Origin of the sequence: Acinetobacter wuhouensis, assembly GCF_001696605.3 — a bacterium.
GTDB lineage: Bacteria > Pseudomonadota > Gammaproteobacteria > Pseudomonadales > Moraxellaceae > Acinetobacter > Acinetobacter wuhouensis.
On record NZ_CP031716.1, the window covers coordinates 1,860,135 to 1,887,083 of the forward strand.

23 protein-coding genes are annotated in these 26,949 nt (G+C 36.5%); 10 read left to right on the forward strand and 13 right to left on the reverse strand.

Annotated elements, in window-relative coordinates; translation table 11 throughout:
- Positions 1–76: 76 nt before the first annotated feature.
- Entirely contained in the window at positions 77–1,516 is a 1,440-nt protein-coding gene (locus BEN71_RS09425) for a hypothetical protein (RefSeq protein ID WP_068974703.1), read from the reverse strand.
- A gap of 296 nt (positions 1,517–1,812) precedes the next feature.
- Between BEN71_RS09425 and BEN71_RS09430 the strand changes: the two genes are divergently transcribed.
- Complete coding sequence (locus tag BEN71_RS09430) at positions 1,813–4,182, forward strand: AAA family ATPase (RefSeq protein WP_068974704.1); 2,370 nt, start codon at positions 1,813–1,815, stop codon at positions 4,180–4,182.
- 187 nt (positions 4,183–4,369) lie between these two features.
- On the opposite strand, the gene BEN71_RS09435 is transcribed toward BEN71_RS09430, so the two are convergent.
- Positions 4,370–4,990, reverse strand: a complete 621-nt coding sequence (locus tag BEN71_RS09435; RefSeq protein WP_068974705.1) for a hypothetical protein — start codon at positions 4,988–4,990, stop codon at positions 4,370–4,372.
- Positions 4,991–5,173: 183 nt separating this feature from the next.
- Here BEN71_RS09435 and BEN71_RS09440 point away from each other — a divergent pair, with 183 nt between their 5' ends.
- Positions 5,174–6,481, forward strand: coding sequence for a hypothetical protein (locus BEN71_RS09440; protein ID WP_068974706.1), 1,308 nt, complete (start codon positions 5,174–5,176; stop codon positions 6,479–6,481).
- Between the two features lie 54 nt (positions 6,482–6,535).
- Here BEN71_RS09440 and BEN71_RS09445 read toward each other — a convergent pair whose 3' ends face one another.
- The 3 genes from BEN71_RS09445 to BEN71_RS09455 all read right to left on the reverse strand — a co-directional run bounded on the left by BEN71_RS09445 (position 6,536) and on the right by BEN71_RS09455 (position 10,454).
- Positions 6,536–8,206 (reverse strand): FMN-binding glutamate synthase family protein, encoded by a 1,671-nt coding sequence (locus BEN71_RS09445; RefSeq protein WP_068974707.1) that lies wholly within the window; start codon positions 8,204–8,206, stop codon positions 6,536–6,538.
- A gap of 158 nt (positions 8,207–8,364) precedes the next feature.
- Positions 8,365–9,228, reverse strand: coding sequence for an SAM-dependent methyltransferase TehB (gene tehB, locus BEN71_RS09450; RefSeq protein ID WP_068974708.1), 864 nt, complete (start codon positions 9,226–9,228; stop codon positions 8,365–8,367).
- A 62-nt stretch (positions 9,229–9,290) separates the two neighbouring features.
- A complete protein-coding gene (locus BEN71_RS09455) occupies positions 9,291–10,454 on the reverse strand; it encodes a ribosomal protein uL16 3-hydroxylase (RefSeq protein ID WP_068974709.1) in 1,164 nt (387 codons plus the stop codon).
- A 152-nt stretch (positions 10,455–10,606) separates the two neighbouring features.
- On the opposite strand from BEN71_RS09455, the gene BEN71_RS09460 reads away from it, so the two are divergent.
- The 5 genes from BEN71_RS09460 (at position 10,607) to BEN71_RS09480 (ending at position 17,209) form a co-directional block, all read left to right on the forward strand.
- Complete coding sequence (locus BEN71_RS09460) at positions 10,607–10,963, forward strand: hypothetical protein (protein ID WP_068974710.1); 357 nt, start codon at positions 10,607–10,609, stop codon at positions 10,961–10,963.
- Between the two features lie 14 nt (positions 10,964–10,977).
- Positions 10,978–11,490 (forward strand): hypothetical protein, encoded by a 513-nt coding sequence (locus BEN71_RS09465; RefSeq protein ID WP_068974711.1) that lies wholly within the window; start codon positions 10,978–10,980, stop codon positions 11,488–11,490.
- A gap of 84 nt (positions 11,491–11,574) precedes the next feature.
- Positions 11,575–15,036: a transcription-repair coupling factor gene (mfd, locus tag BEN71_RS09470; protein ID WP_068974712.1), complete on the forward strand. Its 3,462-nt coding sequence runs from the start codon at positions 11,575–11,577 to the stop codon at positions 15,034–15,036.
- A gap of 228 nt (positions 15,037–15,264) precedes the next feature.
- Positions 15,265–15,699, forward strand: coding sequence for an HIT domain-containing protein (locus BEN71_RS09475; protein WP_068974713.1), 435 nt, complete (start codon positions 15,265–15,267; stop codon positions 15,697–15,699).
- A gap of 55 nt (positions 15,700–15,754) precedes the next feature.
- Positions 15,755–17,209: an adenylate/guanylate cyclase domain-containing protein gene (locus BEN71_RS09480; RefSeq protein WP_068974714.1), complete on the forward strand. Its 1,455-nt coding sequence runs from the start codon at positions 15,755–15,757 to the stop codon at positions 17,207–17,209.
- Between the two features lie 138 nt (positions 17,210–17,347).
- Here BEN71_RS09480 and fdx read toward each other — a convergent pair whose 3' ends face one another.
- The 8 genes from fdx to BEN71_RS09520 all read right to left on the reverse strand — a co-directional run bounded on the left by fdx (position 17,348) and on the right by BEN71_RS09520 (position 23,700).
- Complete coding sequence (gene fdx / locus BEN71_RS09485; protein WP_068974715.1) at positions 17,348–17,686, reverse strand: ISC system 2Fe-2S type ferredoxin; 339 nt, start codon at positions 17,684–17,686, stop codon at positions 17,348–17,350.
- A gap of 16 nt (positions 17,687–17,702) precedes the next feature.
- A complete protein-coding gene (gene hscA, locus BEN71_RS09490; protein ID WP_068974716.1) occupies positions 17,703–19,562 on the reverse strand; it encodes a Fe-S protein assembly chaperone HscA in 1,860 nt (619 codons plus the stop codon).
- Between the two features lie 75 nt (positions 19,563–19,637).
- Positions 19,638–20,153 (reverse strand): Fe-S protein assembly co-chaperone HscB, encoded by a 516-nt coding sequence (gene hscB / locus BEN71_RS09495; RefSeq protein WP_068974717.1) that lies wholly within the window; start codon positions 20,151–20,153, stop codon positions 19,638–19,640.
- 178 nt (positions 20,154–20,331) lie between these two features.
- Entirely contained in the window at positions 20,332–20,652 is a 321-nt protein-coding gene (gene iscA / locus BEN71_RS09500; protein ID WP_068974718.1) for an iron-sulfur cluster assembly protein IscA, read from the reverse strand.
- 44 nt (positions 20,653–20,696) lie between these two features.
- Positions 20,697–21,083: a Fe-S cluster assembly scaffold IscU gene (gene iscU / locus BEN71_RS09505; RefSeq protein ID WP_005010233.1), complete on the reverse strand. Its 387-nt coding sequence runs from the start codon at positions 21,081–21,083 to the stop codon at positions 20,697–20,699.
- Between the two features lie 120 nt (positions 21,084–21,203).
- Positions 21,204–22,421 carry an IscS subfamily cysteine desulfurase gene (locus tag BEN71_RS09510; RefSeq protein WP_068974719.1) on the reverse strand — a complete coding sequence of 406 codons (1,218 nt, stop codon included), beginning with the start codon at positions 22,419–22,421 and terminating at the stop codon, positions 21,204–21,206.
- Position 22,422: 1 nt separating this feature from the next.
- A complete protein-coding gene (locus BEN71_RS09515; RefSeq protein WP_068974720.1) occupies positions 22,423–22,896 on the reverse strand; it encodes an Rrf2 family transcriptional regulator in 474 nt (157 codons plus the stop codon).
- A 150-nt stretch (positions 22,897–23,046) separates the two neighbouring features.
- The gene (locus BEN71_RS09520) at positions 23,047–23,700 is read right to left on the reverse strand and encodes a hypothetical protein (protein ID WP_068974721.1); all 654 of its coding nucleotides are present in this window, start codon (positions 23,698–23,700) and stop codon (positions 23,047–23,049) included.
- 274 nt (positions 23,701–23,974) lie between these two features.
- On the opposite strand from BEN71_RS09520, the gene BEN71_RS09525 reads away from it, so the two are divergent.
- The 3 genes from BEN71_RS09525 to BEN71_RS09535 all read left to right on the forward strand — a co-directional run bounded on the left by BEN71_RS09525 (position 23,975) and on the right by BEN71_RS09535 (position 26,932).
- Complete coding sequence (locus tag BEN71_RS09525) at positions 23,975–24,454, forward strand: phasin family protein (protein WP_227542670.1); 480 nt, start codon at positions 23,975–23,977, stop codon at positions 24,452–24,454.
- 166 nt (positions 24,455–24,620) lie between these two features.
- Positions 24,621–24,893 carry an HU family DNA-binding protein gene (locus tag BEN71_RS09530; protein ID WP_004720620.1) on the forward strand — a complete coding sequence of 91 codons (273 nt, stop codon included), beginning with the start codon at positions 24,621–24,623 and terminating at the stop codon, positions 24,891–24,893.
- A gap of 170 nt (positions 24,894–25,063) precedes the next feature.
- Complete coding sequence (locus BEN71_RS09535; RefSeq protein WP_068974722.1) at positions 25,064–26,932, forward strand: SurA N-terminal domain-containing protein; 1,869 nt, start codon at positions 25,064–25,066, stop codon at positions 26,930–26,932.
- Positions 26,933–26,949 lie beyond the last annotated feature (17 nt).

Sequence of the window (26,949 nt, forward strand, 5' to 3'; positions counted from 1 at the left end):
GAAATAATAGCAAGAAAAACACCCAATGAATTCATTGGGTGTTTTTTTATTCTATTGGTCAAGTAAAGCTGTGATTTTATAACTGCTTTGGAATGGTATCCCAGAATAATCTGATGTTGCGATTAAATGTTAATGCAGATTGATCACCATTTGCTAAATTCATCTGGCAATCATATAGGTTGCCTGTTTTAGATCCTATGCTTGTAATTGTTTTATGCCGCAATGTAATTTCTCCTGGAATTGCAAGAACTGCATTTGGGCATCCTGCTGTTGATAGTGCCTCTTTCAGCGGGTACGAGCCTGAGTTTCGTTGCGTTTTCCCATCACAAAACCAATTGTTTTTATTGGATGTAGAGCGCCAACAAAAAGCAAGTGCTTTTACAGCAGATGTGTCTGAAGATGGTGTGACAATAATAGGTTGTTTGGGAGCGGTTGTAGTTGTGGTCGTATTGTCTTTTGGGGGTAGAGTAATTGAACCCGGTGGGCCACTTGAATCAGGTGGGGAAAAAATTATGTTGGGATTGGTGGAACTTGAGCCAGTATCTTTAGGTGGATTTGATGATTCATTAACAGGTCTTTCGAAAAAATAATTTGGCCCACATATGTTATATGGCATGAAGCCTAGAGTCGCTTTTGCAAACAATGAATCTGTATTTACATTACCATTATTTTGTAGATTTAGAGTTTTATAATCGTATACGGTAATTAAGAAGGGTTCATATTTAATCAGGTCTTTAATGTGCATAGCACCTATACCTGGCTCAGGTGGGATATAAGTCGTTAAAGGTTGATCGGGATCGAATTTCAATTCAAAAGGTTGTTCTACATTGGTAAAGCTGATATTTATTGGGCCTGTATCAGCACTTGTTGACTCTAAATTCCCTTTTATTGAAACCTGAGCTTTACCAGTGCTAATTTTTTTCCAAGTGAGTTCTGTATCTTTAAAATGGTAAGTGACAGGATTGGTGTTAATAGACCCAGATTTTGTATTATAGCCACTGAGTTCAAGCTGATCCGTTTGGTATTGAACAGCTTGATCAGTTTCAGTGATATTAAGCTTACCATTGACGGTTTGTTTCTCTTTACTATCTTGTGTTGATAAATTTAAATTCTTAAAGTCATAAGTCGTATTGTTATTAGATAGATATACTTCACCTTGCGCTAAAATTTCTGCGTCAAAAATCCCAAGACAATTATTAAATAAAATCTTTTGGTTATTTGTGTCTACTGTATATGAACCCGATGTGCATTTTTTACCTTTTTGAATAATGTCGTACATACCATTGGATAGCATATTCAGTGGACCATTGAATAAAACTTCGCGCATGACAAGTGCACTGGCTTTCTCAGCAAATGCTTGTTCATTCATGGTGGTGTTTGTTGGAGGATTATTTTCGGTACGTTGCTCTTGTGTAGCTGAAGTTCCATTTTGATTATCGTCATCACCACCTCCACAAGCAGTCAGTAATAAGATGATGACGATTGGATAAAATTTATCAAATAACTTTATTTGCATGGTGATCCTTCCAAATGCTTAAAAGTATAATTATTGTTAGTTTTGAAACTTTGACTATTCCTCAAATGGCAATGTTTCTTGATTTACTATGAAAAAAATACTTTTAATACGAGCGGAGTCGATTTGACATAATCGATTTACATTAAAGTGAGTAAAATAATAAAAACCAGATTTAACTTGTGTTTTTACAATACGTTTTTTTTATTATTCATAAAAAAATAAGCTTAAAGTCATGCTGTTTATATATTGGAATATGTGCATAATGAACAAGTTAAGAACATAATGAGTAGATTTTTATGAGTAATCAAATATCTGCAGAGCAGGGAAGCTATTTGGGGCAACAGTTGGAGCAAGTGAAATCAGAGCTTGCGCAATCTTCAAAAGATTTGATTGAGATTAGACAGGAAACGTTTAGTCATTACCCAGCAGTTGAAGCAGCAAAGCAAAAAGCGGAAATAACTTTAAAAAACTATACTACTGCAAGAGCTGATGCCGTTAGAGATAAAGCCCGTCGAGATAGCTTATTCAGTGCTTTAACTTTAGCACCACTGTTTAGTAACCGCCTCTTACTTATTATTGCATGGGCCGTATTGATTTTTGCGATTCCATTTTTTGCAAAATATACCATTGGAAAGTTTTTAGGTATTGTATTGAGTCTAGGCTTATACATTGTACTTGTTCGTAAAGGAATGAAAAAACAAGGTGATTTGAAAAGTAAGGCAGAATGCGGTTCTATTTTGCTCTTTGGTCAATGCAGACTAAGCTTCATGCATTTTGGCTCAAAAGAAAGCGGAGATTCAAAGTATCCCTACAAAGCAATCACTGCACCTGCCGATGAGAAAGATATTTCAGGAAATTGGCGAGTCGATGATAAGTTTGGGAAAATGTACGATTCGGATTTTGTTGTTTTTCATACGCCAAAGGAAGCGGACAAAATATTTGCAATTTTAAAAATTCCCAATGATGGAAGCGAAGCACATTTGGTTGATATTAATGCAAATACTGAGGCTTGGGATTGGAAGATTTATAAACAAATGTCAGCAGATCTTGTACCTCTATTCGCTCAAGATATTTCAGCAATAAATACTTTTGCAACTTCTGCAGCAGATTGGGTAAAAAGTTATGAATATATTGCTTCTTTGGAGCAACGACTCAAAACATTGACAGATGTGACTGAAAACTGGCAAGACGTTGCGATTGAAGAAGAAACGCTTGATCGTGTTCTAAAATTAGTTGATTTATTTGCTTCCGGTCGTAAACCATCGCCTAAAGGTATTTTATTGTATGGTCCTCCAGGAACTGGAAAGACTTTAATTGCGCGTAAGCTTGCTAAACATGCAGAATGTAATTTTGAAGCCGTAAATATTTCAGATTTAAAAGCAGGACATATTGGTCAAACAGCACCAAAAGTAAAAGAACTTTGGGCACGTTGTCGTGAAAAGGCGCCAACATTATTGTTTGTTGATGAATGTGAAAGTGCTTTTGCAAAACGTGGTGGAACAGATAACGATTCATTTGGTAATGAGCTCGTACAAACCTTTCTTTCCGAATGGGATGGCTTTAATCAAGCATCAGGTAAAGTCTTGGTGATCGCAGCGACGAACCGACACGACATTATCGACAATGCAATTATGTCACGCTTCACAGCGTCAGTCGAAATTGGCTTACCAAACGATGTTGCACGTAAGAAAATTTTAGAAAATGAATTTAAACAAGCGGATATTGATCTTGAAGTATCTTCAGCGCTTACGACTGAAACAGCAGGGATGTCGGGTCGTGATATTCACACGCTAATTGCCACTTTAGTAGCCGAAAATATCAATCGTGAGATAAAACCTGAGAACTTGATCGAACAGGTTCGTAAAATTCGTGGTAAAGGCTCAACACAAGTAAAATCATTGACTTGGGATGATGTTGTATTGCCTGAAACAACCATGATGGAATTCCAAAATCTGGGTAAAGAATTAAAAAATGCTGAAAAACTTGCAAAATTAGGCATTTCAACGCCGAAAGGAATTTTACTCTATGGTCCACCTGGGACGGGGAAAACTCAAATTGCCCGTGTTTTGGCGAGTCAGTCAGGGCTTTCATTCATTGCAGCAGCAACATCGGATTTAAAGGCAAATTTTACAGGTCAATCTGGTAGTAAAGTAAAGCAATTGTTTGAAACTGCACGCTCACAAGCACCATGTATTGTTTTCATTGACGAAATTGATATTGTGGCAGGTGCGCGCAATGGTGGAAATGATAGTTTTACTCAAGAGATCGTTGGGCAAATGCTTCAAGAGCTAGACGGTGTAGCAACCAAAGAAGGGCAAGTATTCTTATTGGCTGCTAGTAATCATCCTGAAAATATTGACAGTGCATTAATGTCACGATTAGAACGTAAAATTGAGATTGGTCTACCTGATCAAGTCGCACGTTCGCAGATATTAATCTCGATGCTAAACAGTAAGCCGACTGATTTTGAGGTAAGTGAAGTTGCAAATCAACTTGCTGAAAAAACGCAAGGCTTATCAGGACGTGATTTAAATTCTTTGGTGACTCGTGCAACACGACGTGCTGTGAGCCGTGCGATTCAATCAGGTGATGATCTCGAACATACACGAATCACAGAAGAAGATTTGTTGGAGTCGATCGGAACAAGTTTTGCTGAGAATGAATAAATTATAAATGAGCAGAAGTATTACGTTTCAAAACGTAAGCCTATGTTTATTTTAATTTGTATTGTTAATGATGGCTTATTTTCTTAATGAGGGAATAAGCCATTTTTTAGTGGGCGAGTTGTAATTACTAGGTGGTTTAGGCGTTGGGATTGCATATAGATAATGATTTGAACTGCTGTTCGTGAGTCTATTTGGATAAAAGTAGAACAGGATCTTCAATATCATAGCCAGTTTCTATTGGAATCCCTCGATATTTAACTACAACCACCGTTTTATTCTGATTCGGTATTTTATAATTTTGAGTGATTTTAATTTGCTTGTTATAACTAATTGCTTCTTGAATCTTACTTTCATATAAAGGCATATGAATTTGATAAGTAATCGTATATTGAGGAATCTTTTCTGAAAGCGTATGCCAAGCAGGTACTTGGTGAACTTTATTTTTGAAAACCTTAATTTGTACTACATTTGAATCGACTTTGATTAGTGGGGTTAAGCGCTGAGTAATTTTCTTTAAATCTTTATCAAACTGAATACCATCTTGATCATAATCTATGGCTTTGCTTTTTGGATTGATATACAGGGATTTTACTTCGATCAATTTGTCAGGTGTTTTACTGTTGAGTTGATAATAATAAAGTTGTGGTAAACGTCCGCGTCCATCTTCGAAATGACGTAATACATATAGCTTTTTCTCTTTAGCTTCATAGCCTAAAACTTCAATGTTTTGTCCACCACCGACTGTGGCATGGACATTTAGAGAAAGCATAAAGATGAAAATTGTAGTAATAAATTTAAAATAATGCATCGTTTATTGTTCAATATGTTTTTATTGATTATGACTGAGCTTGGTCAAATAAACAGGACATTTACGTAAATAAAAATCAAGAAAATATATAAATAGAGCGAATTTTAGTCGGATTTTTTACTGAAATCCGCTAGAATCACACCATAAATCTTAACCAATTAAAAATTTAAAGCTTAATAATAAATGAATACACCACAATTAGATCTTGTTGAAGAGCAAGGAAAAATTAGTTTTATTGAATATACACCGACTGGTATCTTTATTTTAAAGATTGAAAAACGCAAATATCGTGGTACGCAGATTCAATCTCAAGTTTTTCAGCTCAATGATGAAGTTCATGTAATTTTCCATCAAAGGACACAGCACCTCTATGCAGTGTTGAATAAGAGTAAACAAATTCTTTATTTAAATGAAGATATTATTGCGTTAGATCGTGTGAATTATGTAGATGATGCAAAGTCAGCCTTTCATTTTACATTGTGTATGACACTCTTTTTACTGGTCGCTTATCTGATCTTTCAATATGCGATGGATGGCACAATTTATTATTTAGATACGCTGATGCATATAGCCTTGCTTGCTTGTATCCTGTTTGTTGGTTCTTTTATCTATACCATTATTCATTCAAAAAAAGAAAATAAACTTCCTATTGCGACAGAGCTTTTAGCTTTACTGAATTTACCTAAATTGAGTGGACGTATGCTACAAAGCTTTAAATTGATGAATGGCTACTTTTTTGAATTTGAACATTTATTTGACTTGAGAGAAATATACAAATTGAAAGTAGATATGAATGATCAAAAAGTTGAACATTATTTAGCAGGACAAATGCTGAGAGTTAATAACTGTGGTTTGAATGTATTTGAAATTGAAAAATGTCAGCTTGAATTGATTAAAGGGGATTTGCAACATTTTAAAATTGAAGAAAAGACAGATCTTGGATATGACGATGATGCATTACGAGAAATTTTATTTAAAGTAAAGAATCAGAAATTTTATAGTTTATTTGATGAATTCCCATTTACCAAAGGAAGGCAAATCCAAGTTGTAGCGACAAAGTTTCCTGATTTAAATGGTCGTTATGCATGGTTGGTGTATGATCAGATACTCTTCCTTTCTATGGACCCCGATGTATTGCAGAGCAAAACATTACAACAATTAAAAATTGGGAATCTGGAAGAGTTCGGAGATATAAATGGAATTTTCGTTATAGCATGTATTCTTGCAATGATTTTTTTTGGTCTATTCTATGCGGTTTTTTTAGCAGGAGTTTTTGGTATCCTTTATTTTCATGGAAAATTTTGCTATTCAACTTATTTAAAAATGAGCAAAAAAAGAAATATCAATACTTTTGTTCAACAACAGATTTCTGAATTGATGCCATCAATTAATTTTAATAAACTCAATAAAGAATTTGTAATATATTTCAATCAAACTCGTTTGAAAAATAGTCGCACAGGCTTTAAAAAAGAATATAAAGTGCTTGATTAAAAAGGAGATCGTAAGATCTCCTTTTAACAATGATAGCATGCGAAATATAAAGAATTAGAATTGTTCAGACTTCGCCATATTCCACATTCTGAAATAGAAGTTATCCTCATCTTTATTTTCACATGAAAGTAATTCGCCATCTTTCATCCAAAAATGCAATTGCGCGTAGTTTTTGATTTCACGGTCATTGATGCGCTGTGCCAAATGATGTGCTTTGATTTCAGCAGGATGTTGTAAGCCTGCAGCAGCAATCATTTCCGCCAGTGCTTTTAATGTATTTTGTTGGAAATGGAAAACACGTTCAGATTTTGTCGGAACATCAAGTGCTTTTTGACGCTCTTTATCTTGTGTCGCAACACCTACAGGGCACTGATTGGTATGACAGCTTTGTGCTTGGATACAACCAATGGCAAACATGAAGCCACGTGCAGAGTTCACCCAATCAGCACCCATCGCCATGGTACTAGCAATATCAAAAGCACTGATGATTTTACCACTTGCACCGATTTTGACTTTGTCACGTAAGCCCGCACCAACCAGAGTATTATGCACAAAGAGCAAGCTTTCACGTAAGGGTGTACCCATATGATCAATCAACTCGATCGGCGCAGCGCCAGTACCACCTTCAGAACCATCAACTACAATAAAGTCAGGCACAATTTTAGTTTCCAACATCGCTTTGACAATCCCCATGAATTGCCAAGGTTGTCCGATACACAGCTTAAAACCTACGGGTTTTCCGTTAGACAAGTCACGTAACTTTTGGATGAAATGCATCATTTCAATAGGGTTGCTAAATGCCGAATGTGAGGCAGGTGAAACGCAGTCACGATCACGTGGGACACCACGGATTTTCGCAATTTCTTCACTAATTTTATGTTTAGGTAAAATACCCCCATGACCAGGTTTAGCGCCTTGTGATAATTTGATTTCAATCATTTTAATTACAGGATTGGACGCTTGTTGTTGGAATTTCTCAGGGTCAAACTTCCCATCTAAAGTACGGCAACCGAAATAACCACTCCCTAGTTCCCAAACAATATCACCACCATTTTCAAGATGATAAGGGCTTAAGCTACCTTCACCTGTATCATGGTAAAAGTTTCCCATTTTAGCCCCTTTATTGAGTGCACGAATCGCATTGGCACTTAAACTACCAAAACTCATGGCAGAAATATTCATGATGGATGAACTATAAGGTTGGCTACATTGCTCATTACCAATACTGATACGAAAAGTATGATGATCAGCAGGTGAACAAGGCGCTAGAGAATGGGTCAGAAAACGGTAATCATCTTGATATACATTAATGATAGAGCCAAAAGGTTTATCGGCATTTTCATTTTTTGCACGTTGATAAACCAAACTACGTTGTGAGCGTGAGAATGGCAGGGCATCTTCATCTGATTCGATGAAATATTGACGAATTTCAGGGCGAAAGCTTTCAAAGAAAAAACGGAAATGTCCCATAATTGGGTAGTTTCTTAAAATTGCGTGTTTACTTTGAATAATGTCATAAATTCCGACAGCACTTAGGGCGATACTGATCACCCATGCAATATTTAAAACCGTATCCGAAAAGAAATAGTAAATAAAATGTGAATCATGCAAAAAAATCGTCCAAGTTAGATAAATTGCAATGAATAAACAAAGGAACCAAACAGAATAACGTGAAAAAAAAGTATTAAAAAATTTACTTCTAATTGCTTGAGCAGGGCTAGCCATAGGAATAGGTTGTCCAACATAATATTATGCAACTAAGTTGCCAATTTTATGACATTTTCTCAAGTGTTGAATTGTTAGAAATAAGAAAGATTCTATTTTAAAAATAACATTAAGGAATTAAATGCTTAGTGTGAATAATTTACTCATCGGTCAAAATACTAGACTTTCTGGGCAAGTAATGTCGCAAATCGTTGTTTGATGCGATTGCCTTGTTCATCGGTACGATGTAATTCACCAACATTTTCATTGTATTTTAAAATATTCCAAGTTCGATAATAATCACGTAATTGCTGAGGTTTAAAGCTAAATGGGAAATCGGACTGTACAGGATAATCGTCTGTATCCATCGCACAGACAATTAAATTAACCCCATTGGTTTTTGTTACTTTTTGCATGTTTTGAATTAATGGTGGAATAGTTTTAGCCTGCAAAAACATCATGACGACAGTTGAAAAAACAAAATCGTATGCTCCATCTAAACTTTGATCTTGGTTTAAATCTCGTATAGCTGTTTGAATATTTTCTAATTTTTCTAATTCAATGATGTCATTTAGTTTTTGAATACTTTGCGGATTGACATCAAAGGCATCTACCTGAAATCCATGTTGATTTAAATACAAAGTATTGCGTCCAAGACCACAACCAACGTCTAAAGCCTTGCCTGTATTTAAGTATGGCATTGCCATGAGAATTTCAGAATGTGTTGGTGAAAGTTGATATTTCTTAGCAAAATAATCATCAGCTTCACAGTAGAAACTTAGTTGACAGCGTACATCTGGACTCGTCGAAACAATTTTATGCCACGCTTGCGGTGTAATAAAAGGTGGCTGATTTTCTACGCTAAATTGGTATTGAGAAAGGGTGTCGCCGTGTTCATTGAGCATGGCAAAGTCTAAGTGACCTTGTAAAATATTGAGTTTTGCCCAAGTACCAACTTTGGTATTGTGAGCTTGTTTAAATCCTTGAGGAATACTATTGGCGTCCCAAATCGGTAATTCACGATAACAGCGTAAGTTTTCCATCTTTGATTCCTTTTAGATTTAAAAAAATAGATCTAGGTCGATTGACCTAGACCTTATCGCATTTATTCCTCAGTTGGAACAAGCATTAAAATAGATTCATTCAATAGACCTACGATGTCTTCTAAGATTTCATCTTCAGCCAATTCAATATTCAATGCTATTGCTTGACCATCAGCAATTTTTTGTAAAGAAGGCGTGAATTGTTCGGAAATACAAATCCCTTCACCATTTGCCCAAAACAATACTTGGTCATCTTGATCTGAATAAAGTAAACGTGAAGCAGGTTCAAGTTGGATTAAATAGCCTTGATCAAGCACTTCTTCCAAATCACCTGTGCCAATTTCTTCTGCTTCAGGAATATTTTCAGGATATTTAGATTCAGACATTAAACTCATAATCGCATCATCTAAAACAATTGAATTTTGCAATTGTTCTAAGATTTTAGCTTTTAAATAAGTGAGTTCATTTTCGGTAACTTCACCCGCATTTGAAACTTGGTCGCGGATAATATCTAGTAATGGATTTTTTAATGCTGCATTGTCTGAAAATTTATCGCAAATACGATCCATCATGTCGGGCACATTTGGCATGCGGAAGCCGAAAGAGAAGGTAAGACATTCATCTTCTGCAACGCCGTAATGAGATAAGCCTGGTGGGACATAGAGTAAGTCGCCAGGTGCTAATACCTCATCTAAATTTATATCCATTTCAGGAAGCAATTTTAACGGTTGTCCTGCAACAAACTCAGACTCTGCATCACACATTTGACCCAACTGCCAACGACGATGACCATAGCCTTGTACTAAAAATACATCGTAAAAATCAAAATGTTTTCCGACTGAACCACCTTGCGGTGCGTATGACACCATGATGTCATCACGACGCCATTGTGGGATAAATGGAAACTTTTTCCAAAGTTCTGCCAAGTCAAATGAATAGTGATCTACAGCTTGTACGAGGAGCGTCCAAAGCTTTGGCATTTTTTGAAAATCGCCTTTGATTAAAGGCGATGTTTTAACTGACCATTGGTTTGGATCTTTGTCTTTTTGTTTAATTAAACGTGCAGTGACGTTTTCATCCAATGCAAGCTCCATAACATCATCGGGAACGAGGATATTCGCGATTTCAGGCATGGCATTACGGACTAAAAGAGGTTTCTTTTGCCAGTATTCTGAGAGAAATTGTTCTGCGGTAATTCCGCCTAATACGTCTAAAGTTTGAGACATTTAAAATAGCCTAAGCATAAATAGATTCATCTTGTATATATTGTCTAATGAGTATGTGAAAGGTGCAAGTTTTAAGGCATGATTTGCTGCTAATTTTTAACTTAGGATTTTTCAGCGTAAGATATGCATATTGTTTTGATTGAGTGCTGATGATGTTTGCTAAAATTGCTGATTTATTTAAGGGTAAAGAAGCGAAAGCTGAATTGGAGTTTTTAGAAAAAAATCATATTCAATTGGATAATGAACACGGCTTTATTGTTGATGGTATTGTTTTGAATAAAGAATTGGCAGAACGATTAGAGTATTTTTCTAATCGAAAATTAAAGAATTTCGATGATTTAAAAGGATTGTTTTATAAAGCAATTTTGATCAATGAAAAAGTTGATTTAGAAATTGCATCAGGTCGTTATGTAGCAAGACTAGGGAATACAGAAGAAAACTTGAATCAATTTAAACAAATTGTTCAAAAACTTTGTGATTATTATAAGGAATTTAAAAGAGAAAAGTGATTGGTTGAACAATTATGACATATGCAAAAAACTGGGCAGAGATTGCTGAAAGAGCGAATGATTTTATTGAGTTTCTTCAAGGTGATAATTTCTTTTCAGAACCATTTAACACAGATAAAGACTATTTCGTTATTACTAATGCTCAATTGGGAATGAAATATGCCTGTGAAGGAAGTTGTGAGGAGTTCACAGAATGGGAGTCTGTATATGACGCTCAATTTTTAGAAAGCTTTGAATGGGAGTTGAATGTTAGAATTTCACACTTTTTGATAACAAAAACTAATTTTTTTAATTTTTTCGCTAAAAATTTAAATGGTTTACTAGAAAAATGGAAAAATATTGATGGTGTAAGTGTAGCAGAAGAGTTAATGATGATTCATTTTGATTATATTTTTAATTGTTATGCAAATGATTATTTTCCTCCAATGTGGCAAGAAATTTTAAATATCTATTTAAAAGGTGGTTTACCATGCGGTTGGAGTGGACATTATCCAGAAGGTAAAATGGTGGTGTTTAGCAACTACTAAATCAACAAGATAAAACAAAATCACTCAACTGAATAAAGTCATCATGTTAAACTATTGCCCATGTCTTTTTGACCGAAAGCGATTATGTTTAAACAAGAAATCTCAGACCTTAATTTAAAACAACTGAAAGCAGGTGAAAAGCGTTGGATTGGTTCAATGCTAGGGTCGTCTGCTGCCTTATTATTTAAAGAGATTTCAGAACAATCTGATCAGCTTTATGTCTTGATTGCTCGAAATAATCAACACCTCAATCAGTTAGAAAGTGAATTAGAATTTTACGGACTAAAACCCACAGTTTTTCCAGATTGGGAAATCCTACCTTACGATCGTTTATCGCCACATCAAGATATTGTTTCAGAACGTCTTTCAATACTTGCTAATATGCCGAAAAAAGGGATTTTATTGGTTTCAGCAACGACCTTGGTGCAAAGAGTTGCGCCAACGTCTTGGGTGCTGGGAGAACATTTTGATATTAAAGTCGGTCAAAAGTTTGATTTAGAGCAACAAAAATTAAAATTGATTCAAGCAGGTTATCATCTGGTCGATACTGTTTATGATCATGGTGAATTTGCAGTCCGTGGCAGCATCATGGATATTTATGCATCAGGGCAAAGCGCACCGATTCGTATAGACTTATTTGATGATGAAATTGATACATTAAAATTCTTTGATCCTGAAACACAAAGAACGACAACTAAATTAGAACGATTTACAGTTTTACCTGCGAAAGAATTTCCACTCAAAGAAGCACGTTCTATCTTTCGTGATCGCTATGCGGAAAGCTTTCCAACAGCAAATCCTAAGAAAAATCCTATTTACCAAGATGTGTTGGAAGGTATTGCATCACCGGGCTTAGATTTTTATTTTCCATTGTTCTTTAGCCAAGAAGCCATGAAAACGCAGAGTTTTCTGATATCGTACTTACCTAGCAATGCTATTGTCATTACAGATCATAATATTGATGAAGGTCTATTAGGTTTTTGGTCAGATGTGATGCGCCGTTATGAAGATCGTCGTCATAATGTTGATCAACCCTTACTTCCTCCAGAAGAAATTTTTATTCAACCTAATCAGTTGTTTGAAAATTTAAATAAATTTTCAAGAATTATTGCATCAGTAGACGCAATTGAATTGAAAGCAGGTTGTATCAATCTTTCTACTGAAATTCCGCCTCGACTTCCTGTAGATCCGAAACAAGAACAGCCATTTAAAGCTGTTAAAACTTATGTCGATGAAGCTAATCATCCTGTTTTACTTGTTGCAGAAAGTGCGGGTCGACGTGAAACATTAAAAGATGCGCTTCGACCTAGCCTTGGTGAAATTCCAGTTGTTGAAAATTTTGCAGCATTTCAACAGTCTAATTTCTCAGTTGCGATTACCAATGCGCCTTTAGACCGTGGTTTACTTATTACAGATAGCTTGTCTGTAATTTCAGAAAATCAACTCTACGAACATCGCGTCGTTCAGCGCCGTAAAAAACGCCAACAAGAAGTTTCAGAAGAGTTTTTGATTCGTAGTTTGACCGAATTAAATATAGGCGCGCCTGTCGTTCATATTGATCATGGTGTAGGTCGATATGCAGGTTTGGTTACACTAAATATTGATGAACAAGATTATGAGTTTCTGCAACTGAATTATGCAGACGACGCAAAAGTTTATGTTCCTGTTACCAATTTACATTTGATTAGTCGTTTTAGTGGAGGCGATCCTGATTTAGCACCATTACATAAATTAGGCACAGATGCATGGAATAAAGCCAAACGTAAAGCACTTGAACAAATTCATGATGTTGCAGCTGAGTTATTGCATATTCAAGCGCGTCGTCAGTCTAAGCCTGGGATTAGTTTTGAGTTAGAACAAAGTTCTTATATGCAATTTTCTAGTGGATTTGCTTATGAAGAAACGCTTGATCAAGCCAATGCGATTGAAGCAACTTTGTATGATATGCAACAAGCTAAACCGATGGATCGTTTGGTCTGTGGTGATGTAGGTTTTGGTAAAACAGAAGTGGCAATGCGTGCGGCATTTGTAGCAGTGCAAAATAATAAGCAAGTTGCAGTTTTAGTGCCGACGACACTTTTAGCACAGCAGCATTATGAGTCGTTTAAAGACCGATTCGCCGATTGGCCAATTCGAGTGGAAGTCCTTTCACGATTTGGAACGAACAAAGCGCATACCAAAATTATTGAAGATTTGATTGATGGTAAAGTCGATATTGTCATCGGAACACACAAAATTCTTCAGGAAAATGTGCAATTTAAAAACTTAGGTTTAATGATTGTTGATGAAGAACATCGCTTTGGTGTGCGTGATAAAGAGCGAATAAAAGCTATGCGTGCCGATGTGGATATGTTGACACTCACGGCAACACCGATTCCACGTACTTTGAATATGGCATTTGGTGGGATGCGTGATTTATCCATCATTGCGACACCGCCAGCGCGTCGTCTTGCAGTCAAAACATTTGTTAATGAACAAACTGATGCCACAATGAAAGAGGCGATTCTGCGTGAATTATTGCGTGGTGGGCAAGTTTATATTCTACATAATGAAGTAGATACAATCGAACGTGCTGCTGAAAATATTCGTAATTTAGTGCCAGAAGCGCGTGTCGCCGTGGCACATGGGCAAATGCGCGAACGTGAACTAGAACAAGTCATGCAACAGTTTTATCACAAAGAATATAACGTTTTAGTCTGTTCAACGATTATTGAAACAGGGATTGATGTACCAAATGCCAATACAATTATTATCGAACGTGCAGATAAACTTGGTTTAGCGCAATTACATCAGCTTCGTGGTCGTGTTGGACGTTCACATCACCAAGCCTATGCATACTTAATGGTTCCATCATTAAAAGGCTTAAAAGGTGATGCTGAAAAACGCTTAGATGCGATTCAAAGAGCTTCAAACTTAGGGGCTGGCTTCATGTTAGCGACCGAAGATTTAGAAATTCGTGGTGCGGGTGAGTTACTCGGTGAGCAACAAAGTGGTTCAATGAATACTATTGGCTATAGTTTGTATATGGAAATGTTAGCCAAAGCGACCAAAGCCATTCAGCAAGGTAAAACCCCAAACTTTGACTCACCACTATCACTGACCTCTGAAATTACTTTGCACATGCCTGCATTGATTCCAGACGAATATCTGGGTGATGTACATCAGCGTCTGATGTTCTATAAACGAATCAGTAATACCGATACGCAAGAGAAGCTTGATCATATTCGTATGGAGTTGATTGATCGCTTTGGGGTACCACCACAGCCTGTAAAACAGCTATTTAGCGTACATCAGATTCGTATCAAAGCTGAACAATTGGAAATTACTAAAATTGATATTGGTGCGAATGGTGGCGTAATTGAATTTTCACCAGATACACCAGTCCAAGCCATCAGTATCATTCAAATGATGCAAAAGCATCCGACTTGGTTCCGTATGGATGGTGGGCAAAGACTTAAAGTCAGTGTTATGTTGGAGGAAAATGAAAAGCGGATTCAGTTTGTTCAAGATTTATTGAATAATCTTTTAGCAGAAATAAAACGATAAAATATCAATACTTTGCCTAATATGTGTTAGGCAAAGCATTTTTTGAAAAAAAGTAAAAATTTCTACAAAAGCACTTGATAAAATTCTCTGAATCTTTAAAGTGTAATTGTGATTCGGTTCAAAACAAACTTTATTTATTTGTACCAAAACACAAGATAACCAATATTCACATGAAAACCGATGTGTTAGTATTACCCATCCTTTTAATTTTGCGTCATTTATAAAGATATGTTTAGTTTGCATCCACAACTTGCTCAAGATACTTTTTTTGTAGGCGATTTTCCGCTTTCAACATGTCGTTTAATGAATGATATGCAATTCCCGTGGTTGATTTTGATTCCACGTGTACCTGGTATCACTGAGTTATATGAATTAAGTCAAGCTGATCAAGAGCAGTTTTTACGTGAATCGAGCTGGTTGTCTAGTCAACTTTCTCGTGTATTCCGTGCTGATAAAATGAATGTAGCTGCACTTGGTAATATGGTGCCACAATTACATTTTCACCATATTGTTCGTTATCAAAATGATGTTGCATGGCCAAAACCTGTATTTGGAACACAAGCGGTTCCATATACCAATGAAGTATTAGCTCACATGCGTCAGACCTTGATGCTTGCGTTACGTGGTCAGGGTGACATGCCATTTGATTGGCGTATGGATTAAATTCCAATACGACACATGGGAAGTGTTTAATAAATGACATTCGAGGTAAATCAGTTTGCCATTTGAACGTATGTTGGATAAAGAGCCAAAGCAATTTGAAATACTCCAGAGGATCATGGGGTATTTAATTATTGCTTTGATCGTTATTGTTTATTATTTCACTTCTCCTGTTGCTACATATCAAATTTATGTTCCTTTTTTTATTGGCTTTATTTTTTTAATCAGTCCAAAGTTATCGCATTGGTTGGAGTATAAATACGGGGCAAAATTAAGGAAAAACGTTTATTTTCTTATTGATGTCATTGTGGTATCGATTGCTTTAGCTGCTGTACACCTTAGCCTAGTCGTTACTTTTATTATGTTGTTTGCGATTTTATATACTGCATTAAATAATAAAATTAGTTTCATGATGGGCTCATTGGCAGTGCTGATTGCCTTTGTTGTGTTTTATACCAATATTATTTTTATTTTTGGTTTTGAAGATTATTTTCAACAAACCAGTCCAGAACTTACTGTACTTTCCTTTGTTAGCATTATTCTGTTTATCAATATTGGAAATTATTACCAAAGTCGCCGTATTAAGTCTGTCGAAAAACAAAAGAATACCTATTTCAATGAAATGAATCGTTATATTGAGTTGTCTAATCAGCTCAGTCGTTATGCGCCTTTACAGTTATGGCAAGCGATTATGCGCGGTGAAACTGAAGCAAAAATTGAATATAAGCGTAAAAAAATTACCGTTTTCTTTTCTGATATTCAAGGTTTTACAGAATTATCGGAAACCTTAATCCCAGACGATTTAGCATTTGTTTTGAATGATTATTTGAGTCATATGACTGAAATTGCCAAACAATATGGTGCGACTGTTGATAAGTTTATGGGTGATGCTATTCTTATTTTCTTCGGTGATCCTGATTCGCAAGGTGTTGAACAGGATGCTAAGAACTGTATTGACATGGCGATTGCGATGCGTCAACAGATGAAGTTTCTCCGTGAACGCTGGATCAAGATGGGCTATGCACCTTTACATATTCGTATGGGGATTAGTACAGGCTATTGCCACGTTGGGAACTATGGTGCAGTACATCGTATGGCATATACTATCGTCGGGCGTGATGCAAATTTGGCTGCTCGTTTACAAAGTGCTGCGGAAATTGATGAAATTTTAGTATCTGATGAAACCTATAAATTGGTTAAAAATGATTATCTTTGTGCACCTAAATCTCCGATTGAACTCAAAGGGATTCAAGGTAAAGTCCGTACATGGCAAGTGATGGAAAAATATTCAGCATCTAAAAATGAAAATCAGCAATGGTTCGATTATGAATATAAAGGTTTCCATTTGGTGTTAAATTTGGAGGAAGTACAGAATTTTGAATATTCTGAACTTGTTGAAGTTTTGGAAAAAATGGTCGCTCGAATCAAAGTTCAGCAAAAATTAACCAATGCCCATGGTGTTGCAAGATTAAATGCTGAAGATGAAGTAAAGACGACGTATACCTCACATTAAATACCTTATTTAAAAAATAAATTTTCCAAAAATTATTCGATTCATCGTATAAATCATCAAATATTTTACAAGTTAAAAAGTTGTAATAAAAAGCCACTGATTACAGTGGCTTTTGAATCTTAATTTGTTGGTCGCAAATTAATGATTTTCTGAAGCATGGTTAATGGTGTACTTCGGAATTTCAATTTCCATGTCTTCATCGGTAATTTTGACTTGGCATGAAAGGCGAGAATCAGGTTCTAAGCCCCAAGCACGGTCTAAAAGATCTGCTTCAACATCATCCATTTCATCAAGTTCATCAAAACCTTTGCGCACAACAACATGACATGTTGTACATGCTTTTGACATGTCACAAGCATGCTCAATTTTGATGCCATTGTCCAAGAGACTTTGGCAAAGGTTTGCATTCGGTTCAACTTCAAACTCAGCACCATTTGGACAAATTGTTGCATGAGGTAGTACTTTAATACGTGGCATAGTCTTTACCTATAAATTAGTTTGAGTTTGACCAGTCATCGAGTTTAGTGCCTTTGAGCGCATGATCAATATGTTGATTCATACGTTCAGCAGCAAAAGCATCACTGTGAGTTTTAAGGTGCTCAACAGCCTGTTCAATGGCTTTGATATCATTAGTTTCGAGTTGCGATTTAAGCTCTGCTGCTGCTTGATTAAGTCCAGTTAATCGTTCAGGACTGAGTAATCCAGCATCGACTTTTAGCGCTTGTTCGAGGGCTTCGAGTTCACGGCGAGCTTCAACTTTGGTTTCATTTAAATGACGAAGGTTTTTGTCTTCTTCAGCAAATTTATAACCATCAAGCAATAAACGTTCAGTGTCTTGTTCTGACAAGCCATAAGAGGGCTTAATGTCGATTTGCGCATGTACGCCTGAAGTGGTTTCTTTGGCTGCAACAGTCAGTAGACCATCAGCATCCACTTGGAAAGTCACTTCAATACGTGCTTGACCTGCAGTCATTGGTGGAATACCACGCAGAACGAAACGACCTAAACTACGACAATGTTCAACTAAATCACGTTCGCCTTGGACTACATGGATCAGCATGGCAGTTTGACCATCTTGATAGGTGGTAAATTCTTGGCGACGTGCAACAGGAATTGCTGTGTTACGTGAGATTAAGCGTTCAACTAAGCCACCCATGGTTTCTAAGCCAAGCGATAGCGGGGTCACGTCTAAAAGTAGTGAACCGTCTTTAGAATTGCCAATCAGTTGATTCGCTGTAATCGAAGCACCAATTGCAACGACTTCATCTGGGTTAATGGTGCAGAGCGGTTCTTGATTAAATACGTCTTGAACTGCTTTTTGTACTGCATAAGAACGTGTTGAGCCACCGACTAAAACGACATTTTGAATATCATCAAGTTCAAGTTTTGCATCACGTAAAACACGTTTACAGACGCTAATTGTTTTGTCTAAAGCAACCTTGATAATGTCTTCAAATGTTGCACGATCTAAAGTTAAATGATGGGTTAATACTTTAATATCAACAGATTCTGCATCACTTAGTGCTTCTTTGGCTTTACGTGCTGAAACAATGAAATGTGCATATTCAGCATCATCTAAAGTTTCGATGTTGAGTTGTTTTTTTGCCCATTTAACAATCAAGCGATCTAAGTCATCACCACCCAGCGCGGTATGACCGCCAGTGGCTAAAACTTCAAACACACCTTGAGAAAAACGTAAAATTGAAACGTCGAAAGTACCACCACCTAAATCATAGATGACATAGTTGTGATCTGCACTTAGATTTGTATCTTGGTCTAAACCATAAGCAACAGCAGCAGCAGTGGGTTCATTTAAGAGTCTTAAAACATTTAAACCTGCAAGTTCAGCTGCATCACGCGTTGCTTGACGTTGTGCTTCATCGAAATAAGCAGGAACTGTAATTACCGCACCATTAACAGGATTATTTAAGCTTTGTTCAGCACGATCTTTGAGTTGTTTTAAGATTTCTGCTGAAATTTCGACTGGCGTTTTACGCCCTTGATTGGTTTCAAATGCAGGCATTTCATTATCTGCACCGACTAAGGTATAAGGATGTTGAAATTTAATATCTGCCTTTGAGCGTCCCATAAAACGCTTAACCGAAACAATGGTGTTTTTAGGATCAGTGGTGATAAAAGGCTTGGCAGCATCACCATATTCTGTTGAATTTTTAGAATAATGTGCAATCGAAGGAAGTAACACGCGACCTTGTTCATCATTCAGCACTTTGGCTTTACCTGACAATACTGTAGCGACAAGCGAATGCGTTGTACCTAAATCTATACCAATGGCAATACGGTGTTCGTGTGGCGCACTTGATTGTCCTGGTTCAGCAATTTGCAAGAGTGCCATGTGTTACATCCTTAAAATAAAATCTAAAAGCAAAAACATATTTCTATTGAACAATAATAATTTTTAAATAATTAATTAAAAATCATCATCTAAGCTAAAATCTTCATCATCTAAAAGCTGATCTTCTGCTTTATCGATGTCATTCATAACTTTTTGGAAAAAGCGTAATTTACGCACCGTATCTCGTGCTTCAGCCCAATCTTCGTCATCAAAGTCAATTTTGAATTCACGTACAAGACCATCAATCCATTGTTGAACTTCTTTTTTGAGTGAGTGCAATTGTTCAGTATCCGTCGCTTCATCCAATTGTTCACGGATTTCTAGCGCAGATTGTAAAAACTCAAAATCACTGATGGATTGGTCGAGATGGTGATCTTGCTTTTTAAGAGAGAGTAAATAAGCAGCACGGCTATCAACATTCGACAAAGCTTTATAAGCTTGATTAATCTCGCTCGATTTAATCAAGGCTTGGTCTTTATCATCCGCTTTATCAGGATGATACTGTTGTTGTAGTGTTAGAAAATTAGCTTTTAAAGTTGCTAAATCAATATCGAGTGCTTCAGGGAGATCGAATAACTCAAAATGATTCATCGGCATTCATCCACGTTGATGGTTTATCGCAAATTTAAAATGACAAAACAAGATTTTCTTGATGTTATCGTCATAAATTAAATTTGCATGAAACAAATATGAATAAAACAGTGCAAAACACTGTTTTATTGTCAAAAAGTGCAGGGCGTATTATACATAAAAAATAATACAACCAAGGTTAAACAGTGAAAGATTCACCGCAACCACATTCACCTTTTTTATTTGGATTATTAAACTCGAAGCCTTCATTGAGACCATTTTTCACATAGTCCATTTCCATGCCATCGAGATAAACCAAACTTTTTGGATCTACAAAAACTTTAACGCCAAACTGTTCAAACATTTGGTCATGTGCATCGATATCATCGACGAACTCAAGTACATAAGCCAAGCCAGAACAGCCTGAAGTTTTCACACCAAGACGAATACCTTCACCCTTACCGCGATTCTTTAAGTAATTGCTGATATGAGTTGCAGCAGTTTCTGTTAGATTGATCATGAAAACTCCGATAAAAAATTATCTGTAAAAGGGTTCAACAGATATTAGGCTTTAGTTTTCTTGCTACGATAATCTTCAACAGCAGCTTTGATTGCGTCTTCTGCAAGTACAGAACAGTGTACTTTAACAGGTGGAAGAGCAAGTTCAGTTGCGATGTCGATATTTTTGATCGCTTGAGCTTCGTCTAAAGTTTTACCTTTTAACCATTCTGTTACCAATGAACTTGAAGCAATTGCAGAACCACAGCCATAAGTTTTGAAGCGAGCTTCTTCAATTACGCCATTGTCATCGACTTGAATTTGTAAACGCATAACATCGCCACAAGCTGGTGCACCGACCATACCTGTACCAACATTTTCTGCATTTTTATCCAAAACACCAACATTACGAGGATTTTCGTAATGATCAATTACTTTTTCACTATAAGCCATGATGCTTCTCCAAACCTCGGGGTCAGCGTTGATAATATTGTATTGCTACAGTCTAATATGGTGGCATTTTACTGATTTTCAATAAAATGCCGTGTTTGAATTCTATTTAAATCTGGAAACTTAGTGTTCAGCCCATTCTACTGAATTTAAGTCGATACCTTCTTTGTACATGTCCCAAAGTGGAGAAAGTTCACGTAACTTTTCTACAGCAGCTTTGGTGATTTTGATGACATGATCAATATCTTCTTCAGTGGTGTAATGACCGAAACTGAAACGGATAGAACTATGTGCTAACTCATCAGAAAGACCTAATGCACGAAGTACATAAGAAGGTTCTAATGTTGCAGAAGTACATGCTGAACCAGATGATACCGCAGCATCTTTCAATGCCATCATCAATGATTCACCTTCAACAAAGTTGAAGCTTACGTTTAGGTAGTTGGCAACATTGTAAACAGGGTGACCATTTAAGAACACTTGTTCTAAATCTTGTAAGCCATTCCAAAGTTTGTCACGAAGTACACGTAAACGTGCTTGTTCAGCTTGTAAAGATTTACCTGCGAGTTCAAATGCTTCACCCATACCAACAATTTGGTGAGTCGCAAGTGTACCTGAGCGCATACCACGTTCATGACCACCACCATGCATTTGTGCTTTGATACGCACACGTGGTTGACGACGAACATAAAGTGCACCGATGCCTTTAGGGCCATAGACTTTATGACCAGAGAAGCTCATCAAATCAACTTTCATTGTAGAAAGGTCGATTTCAACTTTACCTGCAGCTTGTGCAGCATCTACGTGGAAATATGTTTTATTGGCACGAGTAAGTTCACCAATCGCAGCAACATCAGTGACTGTACCAATTTCGTTGTTCACCATCATGAGTGATACAAGAATAGTATCTGGACGAAGTGCAGCTTGAACCATTTCAGGCGTAATTAAACCTGTTTGTGGTTCAGGTTCAAGATAAGTGATCTCAAAACCTTCTTCTTCTAATTCACGACACGTATCTAAAATTGCTTTATGTTCAATTTTACTTGTGATGATGTGTTTGCCTTTAGATGCATAGAATTGAGCAATACCTTTAAGTGCAAGGTTGTCAGATTCAGTTGCACCAGAAGTCCATACGATTTCGCGTGGATCAGCTTTAATTAAATTAGCGACTTGTTCACGTGCATATTCAACTTTTTCTTCAGCTTGCCATCCATAAGCATGTGAGCGAGAAGCAGCATTACCGAATGTACCATCAAAGGTTAAACACTCCATCATGCGTTCTGCTACTTGAGGATCAACAGGCGTAGTTGCTGCATAGTCAAGATAAATCGGACGTTTCATGTCAAATACCTGTAACCGATAAAAGGGCTGAATCAAGTGGAGCTGAATTTTGGCGAACAGCAACGGTTTGCACGTTGTCACGAGCTACAAGGTCAGCAAGTGTGATTTTAGCTAAATAATCGGCAATATGGAGGGAGAGTTCTTGCCATAAATCGTGAGTCAAACACATCGCACCATTTTGGCAGTTACCTTTATGGTCACAACGTGTGGCATCCACAGTTTCATTTACAGCTTCAATAATTTCTAAGACAGTAATTTCTTCAGCATGACGCGCTAAATGATAGCCACCATTTGCGCCACGAACACTTGAAACCAAACCATGACGCTTTAATTTTGCGAATAATTGTTCAAGATAAGCAACGGAAATTGTTTGGCGAGCTGCAATTTCTGCAAGCGTAATCGTTTGTTCAGCTGGCTGCAATGCTAAGTCGAGTAGTGCAGTCACTGCGTAGCGACCGCGAGTAGTTAGGCGCATGATTCGATACACATGTTTTAGATTAGATGTATGAATTTTATGAATCCTGACTAAATTAGTCAAGTATTTTTGAATTTAATTCTGACTAAATTAGTCAGAATTTGTTTCTAGAATAATAATTATATGAATAATGAAGTATTTATTTCGGTTTTAAATAAATATTTTCCACAAATTATACACGACTAATGCTATAAATAGGAAGCCCAATACGCCTAAAGCAGTATAGAGACGTTGCTGATGCTGTTGCATGCGTTTTACGCGATTTTGATACTGCTTCACTTCGACTTGTAAACTATTGATTTTTGATCGTTGTACATCAATTTTTTCAAGTAAAGGGGCGATGCGTTTCTTAGATGCTTTAGTCTGATTATCATCATCGGGATTGGTAAGCCATTGCTTCCAATCAGAGAGAAGTTTAGGTGCAGTTAAATGAATGATAAGGTCACGAAACTGTTCTTTAACAACATCATTGCCTTCAAGACGCATCTTTTTCATACTGCGACGATTGGCAAATACGAAAATTTGAACCAGATCTAATAATGTACTTCCAACAGTAAGATCAACTTCTTTTTCTGGTGCCTGAAGATCAAATAGGATTCCACGATCAGTAAATTGCACATAGAAGTCAAAATACGGGATATAACTATTTATTTTAATCGTAATTTGTTGAGCTACAAACTTTTTGGCTTGCAAACGAACAACGCGGTCATGCTTAAGTATAAATGAATAAATTGTCTCCAAGATAATCATGACTATGTTGAGCAACAAACGAGTTTGACCTTGTTTTTGTTGCGATTCGCTCATAAAAAATTCCTGTACAAAATTCGAGAATCCAATCTCAATGCAATAAGTGTGAATTAAATCACAAAATAAGCATAAAAATCCATAAATCAAACAGAGGTGTGTAACTACACCAAATTAAAATTGAGAAATATGCTTTAACAATTAATAATTACTTTGCTTTGTAGAACAGTTTAGCAAAAGGTTCAATAGTTTTATTTGATATTATAGATATATTTTCTACATAATTTGGTCATAAAAGGCCATTTGAAACTGAAGTTCGGGAGTTGGGTGAGTTATGAAAAAGAATAGTCTGGAACAACAGGATAGTGTTGAAGTGGATCAAGAATTAAAAAATGAGTCAGGGACACTTGAGAATAAATCGCGTGCGCAGCGCAAGTCAGCATTGGATTTTAGAAAATATACCAAACAAATCTGGCTTGCAGGTTTAGGCGCATTTTCAAGAGCAGAAGAAGAGGGAAATAAACTTTTTGACTCCTTGGTTAAGGTGGGCGAAGAGTTAGAATCAAAAACTGTTGAGGTGACGGATCAAACAGTGACTAAGGTGACAGAGAAAACCAAAGAATCTGTGACTGAAACAAAAGATAAAGTTGAAAAGTTAATTGATCAGAGTGTAAATCATTCATTAAACCGTATTGGTTTAGTCACAGCAAAAGATTTACAGCATCTTGAAAGCCTTATTTTACAGTTACACAATAAGGTAGATGCACTTGCTGAAGAGAATCAGAACTTACGTGAACAATTGCTAAAAAAATAGATCGAATGAATGCAAAACCTAAAAAAACGTATTTTTTAGTCGTTTTTTTAAAGAAAAGCGTGTTTGAAGTCTTGCGTTTCCCCCCAAAGCATTGCTATAAAGTCGTCATGGCCTTTGATCTACAGCCTTGGAACTTAAACAAACGATATAAGAGGACGTAATCTTCATGAATAAATCAGAATTAATCGATGCGATTGCAGAAAAAGGGGGATTGTCAAAATCTGATGCTGGTAAAGCTTTAGATGCGACTATTGCTTCAATTGGTGAAGCACTTAAAAAAGGTGATACGGTTACTTTAGTTGGCTTTGGTACTTTTAGTGTTAAAGATCGTGCAGCACGTACAGGTCGTAACCCTAAAACTGGTGAAGAACTTCAAATTAAAGCAAGTAAAGTTCCTAGCTTTAAAGCTGGTAAAGGTTTGAAAGACTCAGTTGCATAATCTGAGCTGAATAAATTGCGCGCCCAAGTGGCGCGTTTTTTATAAAAATAAATTAAAAAAATGAGTTAGACGTTAAATTTTATCAAATAAATCAATTTATCATTGATTGCTCATTCATTCACATCTCAATTTCAGTTAGAATCCTTACGAAATAAAATATTGGAATACTCATGGAATCGTTTCGCACTCTCATAAGGGGCTGGTTTGGTAAAGTTCTCCTTGTGTTATTTTTAGCGCCATTTGCTGTAGTTGGTATTGAAGGTTACTTCAGTGGTGGGCAAAAAGAAGACGTAGCTAAAACTGTTAATGGTCAAGATATTTCGAAAAAAGATTTAGAAGCGCAGACAAAAGCTTATAAAGATCAGTTGCTACAAAGTGTGAACGGTGATGAATCTTTATTGAATCAATCTTTTATTCAAAATGCTGTTCTTGATAATTTAGTTGCTCGTGCACTTTTAATCCAGCAAGCGGATAAACTGGGTATTTCACTGAGTGATGCACAAATTGAACAAATGATCGCGCAACAACCAAGCTTGCAAGAAAATGGTCAATTTTCTCAAGCTTTATATGCGAACTATTTGCGTTCACAAGGGATGACTAGTCAAAGTTTGATTGCGAACTTACGTCAAGATCATGCGTTAAAAATGTTGATGAGTACGTTTACTGATTATGCATTGGTCAGTAAAACTGATATTCAACAAATTGCGAACTTGCAGTCTGAACAACGTGAATTATTTTTATCGAGTGTAAAACTGGATGACTATAAAGCGAATGTAAAAGTCAGCAATCAAGAAATTGCGGACTATTATAATAAGCATCAAAATAAGTTTAAGCAGGTTGCTTCAGTTGATGTAGATTATGTGGTTTTAAGTCCAGCAACTTTGATACAGCCAAATGCGGCTGCGACTGATGCAGAATTGAAACAAGCTTATGATCAATTTGTAGAAAAGCAAAATCAAGATGCAAAGCGTGAAGTGAAGCATATTATGATCACGACAGATTCTCGTAGTCCTGAGCAAGCAGCTACACTTGCAAATGAAGTCTATGCAAAAATTCAAGCAGGTACTTCTTTTGCTCAAGCTGCGGCACAATATTCTGAAGACCCAGATTCAAAAACCAAAGGTGGTGCACTTGCTGCTTACGCACCTGGTGTATTTGGTGCGGACTTTGATAAAGCTGTTTCTTCAACACCGAATGGTCAAGTTTCTAAGCCAGTTAAAACTCAGTTTGGCTATCATTTGATTGAAGTACATACTGCATCAGCAAATGTCCCTTCATTTGAAGCGAAAAAAGCAGAATTAACTACAGAAGTATTGAAGAATAAATCAGCAAATTATTTCTCAGATACTGTAAACAGTTTGAATGAACAAGTGGTGAGTAGTGATACTTTAGATGTAGTATCTGAAGCGGTTAAAACTGTTCAAGTTCAATCAGCCAACGGTGTTACTTTAGCAACTACGAATGCTGTTTTAGCTGATCCAGCGGTAAAATCTAAACTGTTCAGTGAGGATGTAAAGAATGGCAATACTACAGCTTCAAGTAGTATCCAAACTGCTAATGGTGATACGGTTTGGATTAAAGTACGTAAATACCATGCTGCTGGTGCATTGCCTTTAGCTCAAGCAACGCCACGTGTTAAAGCACTGCTGATTGAGCAAAAAGCATTTGATGCTGCACATGCTAAATTAAATGCGATGATTGCAGATTTTAAAAAGCTTCCTGCACAACAAGTAACGACAAAGTATCAATACAATTTTGTACATGCTGGTATTTTTACCCGTTCACAAGGTTTGAAACGTGAAATTGAACGTGCTGCATTTAGCCAACCCGCACCTAAAGCTGGTATGTGGTCTGTAACTACAGCAAAACTACCAAATGAATTGGTTGTTGTGGCGGTTTCGAATGTAAAACACACTGCAATTGATCAAATGAATCCTGCAGAAGTGCAGCAATTAACTCAAATGTATCAAAAGTTCCGTGGTGAGCAATTGTTAGATGATTACTCTCGTTACTTAAAGAATCATGCAAAAATTAAATAATATTTGAACAATAAAAA

What these genes read in the sequence shown, in the direction of transcription:
- BEN71_RS09465 (WP_068974711.1), top strand. Translation starts at nt 10,978, where the DNA reads ATGACATATGCAAAAAACTGGGCAGAGATTGCTGAAAGAGCGAATGAT.
- BEN71_RS09515 (WP_068974720.1), bottom strand. Translation starts at nt 22,896, where the DNA reads ATGCGCCTAACTACTCGCGGTCGCTACGCAGTGACTGCACTACTCGAC.
- BEN71_RS09460 (WP_068974710.1), top strand. Translation starts at nt 10,607, where the DNA reads ATGTTTGCTAAAATTGCTGATTTATTTAAGGGTAAAGAAGCGAAAGCT.
- hscB (WP_068974717.1), bottom strand. Translation starts at nt 20,153, where the DNA reads ATGAATCATTTTGAGTTATTCGATCTCCCTGAAGCACTCGATATTGAT.
- hscA (WP_068974716.1), bottom strand. Translation starts at nt 19,562, where the DNA reads ATGGCACTCTTGCAAATTGCTGAACCAGGACAATCAAGTGCGCCACAC.
- iscA (WP_068974718.1), bottom strand. Translation starts at nt 20,652, where the DNA reads ATGATCAATCTAACAGAAACTGCTGCAACTCATATCAGCAATTACTTA.
- BEN71_RS09445 (WP_068974707.1), bottom strand. Translation starts at nt 8,206, where the DNA reads ATGGCTAGCCCTGCTCAAGCAATTAGAAGTAAATTTTTTAATACTTTT.
- BEN71_RS09475 (WP_068974713.1), top strand. Translation starts at nt 15,265, where the DNA reads ATGTTTAGTTTGCATCCACAACTTGCTCAAGATACTTTTTTTGTAGGC.
- BEN71_RS09455 (WP_068974709.1), bottom strand. Translation starts at nt 10,454, where the DNA reads ATGTCTCAAACTTTAGACGTATTAGGCGGAATTACCGCAGAACAATTT.
- fdx (WP_068974715.1), bottom strand. Translation starts at nt 17,686, where the DNA reads ATGCCACGTATTAAAGTACTACCTCATGCAACAATTTGTCCAAATGGT.
- mfd (WP_068974712.1), top strand. Translation starts at nt 11,575, where the DNA reads ATGTTTAAACAAGAAATCTCAGACCTTAATTTAAAACAACTGAAAGCA.
- BEN71_RS09440 (WP_068974706.1), top strand. Translation starts at nt 5,174, where the DNA reads ATGAATACACCACAATTAGATCTTGTTGAAGAGCAAGGAAAAATTAGT.
- BEN71_RS09510 (WP_068974719.1), bottom strand. Translation starts at nt 22,421, where the DNA reads ATGAAACGTCCGATTTATCTTGACTATGCAGCAACTACGCCTGTTGAT.
- iscU (WP_005010233.1), bottom strand. Translation starts at nt 21,083, where the DNA reads ATGGCTTATAGTGAAAAAGTAATTGATCATTACGAAAATCCTCGTAAT.
- tehB (WP_068974708.1), bottom strand. Translation starts at nt 9,228, where the DNA reads ATGGAAAACTTACGCTGTTATCGTGAATTACCGATTTGGGACGCCAAT.
- BEN71_RS09535 (WP_068974722.1), top strand. Translation starts at nt 25,064, where the DNA reads ATGGAATCGTTTCGCACTCTCATAAGGGGCTGGTTTGGTAAAGTTCTC.
- BEN71_RS09430 (WP_068974704.1), top strand. Translation starts at nt 1,813, where the DNA reads ATGAGTAATCAAATATCTGCAGAGCAGGGAAGCTATTTGGGGCAACAG.
- BEN71_RS09435 (WP_068974705.1), bottom strand. Translation starts at nt 4,990, where the DNA reads ATGCATTATTTTAAATTTATTACTACAATTTTCATCTTTATGCTTTCT.
- BEN71_RS09520 (WP_068974721.1), bottom strand. Translation starts at nt 23,700, where the DNA reads ATGAGCGAATCGCAACAAAAACAAGGTCAAACTCGTTTGTTGCTCAAC.
- BEN71_RS09525 (WP_227542670.1), top strand. Translation starts at nt 23,975, where the DNA reads ATGAAAAAGAATAGTCTGGAACAACAGGATAGTGTTGAAGTGGATCAA.
- BEN71_RS09425 (WP_068974703.1), bottom strand. Translation starts at nt 1,516, where the DNA reads ATGCAAATAAAGTTATTTGATAAATTTTATCCAATCGTCATCATCTTA.
- BEN71_RS09530 (WP_004720620.1), top strand. Translation starts at nt 24,621, where the DNA reads ATGAATAAATCAGAATTAATCGATGCGATTGCAGAAAAAGGGGGATTG.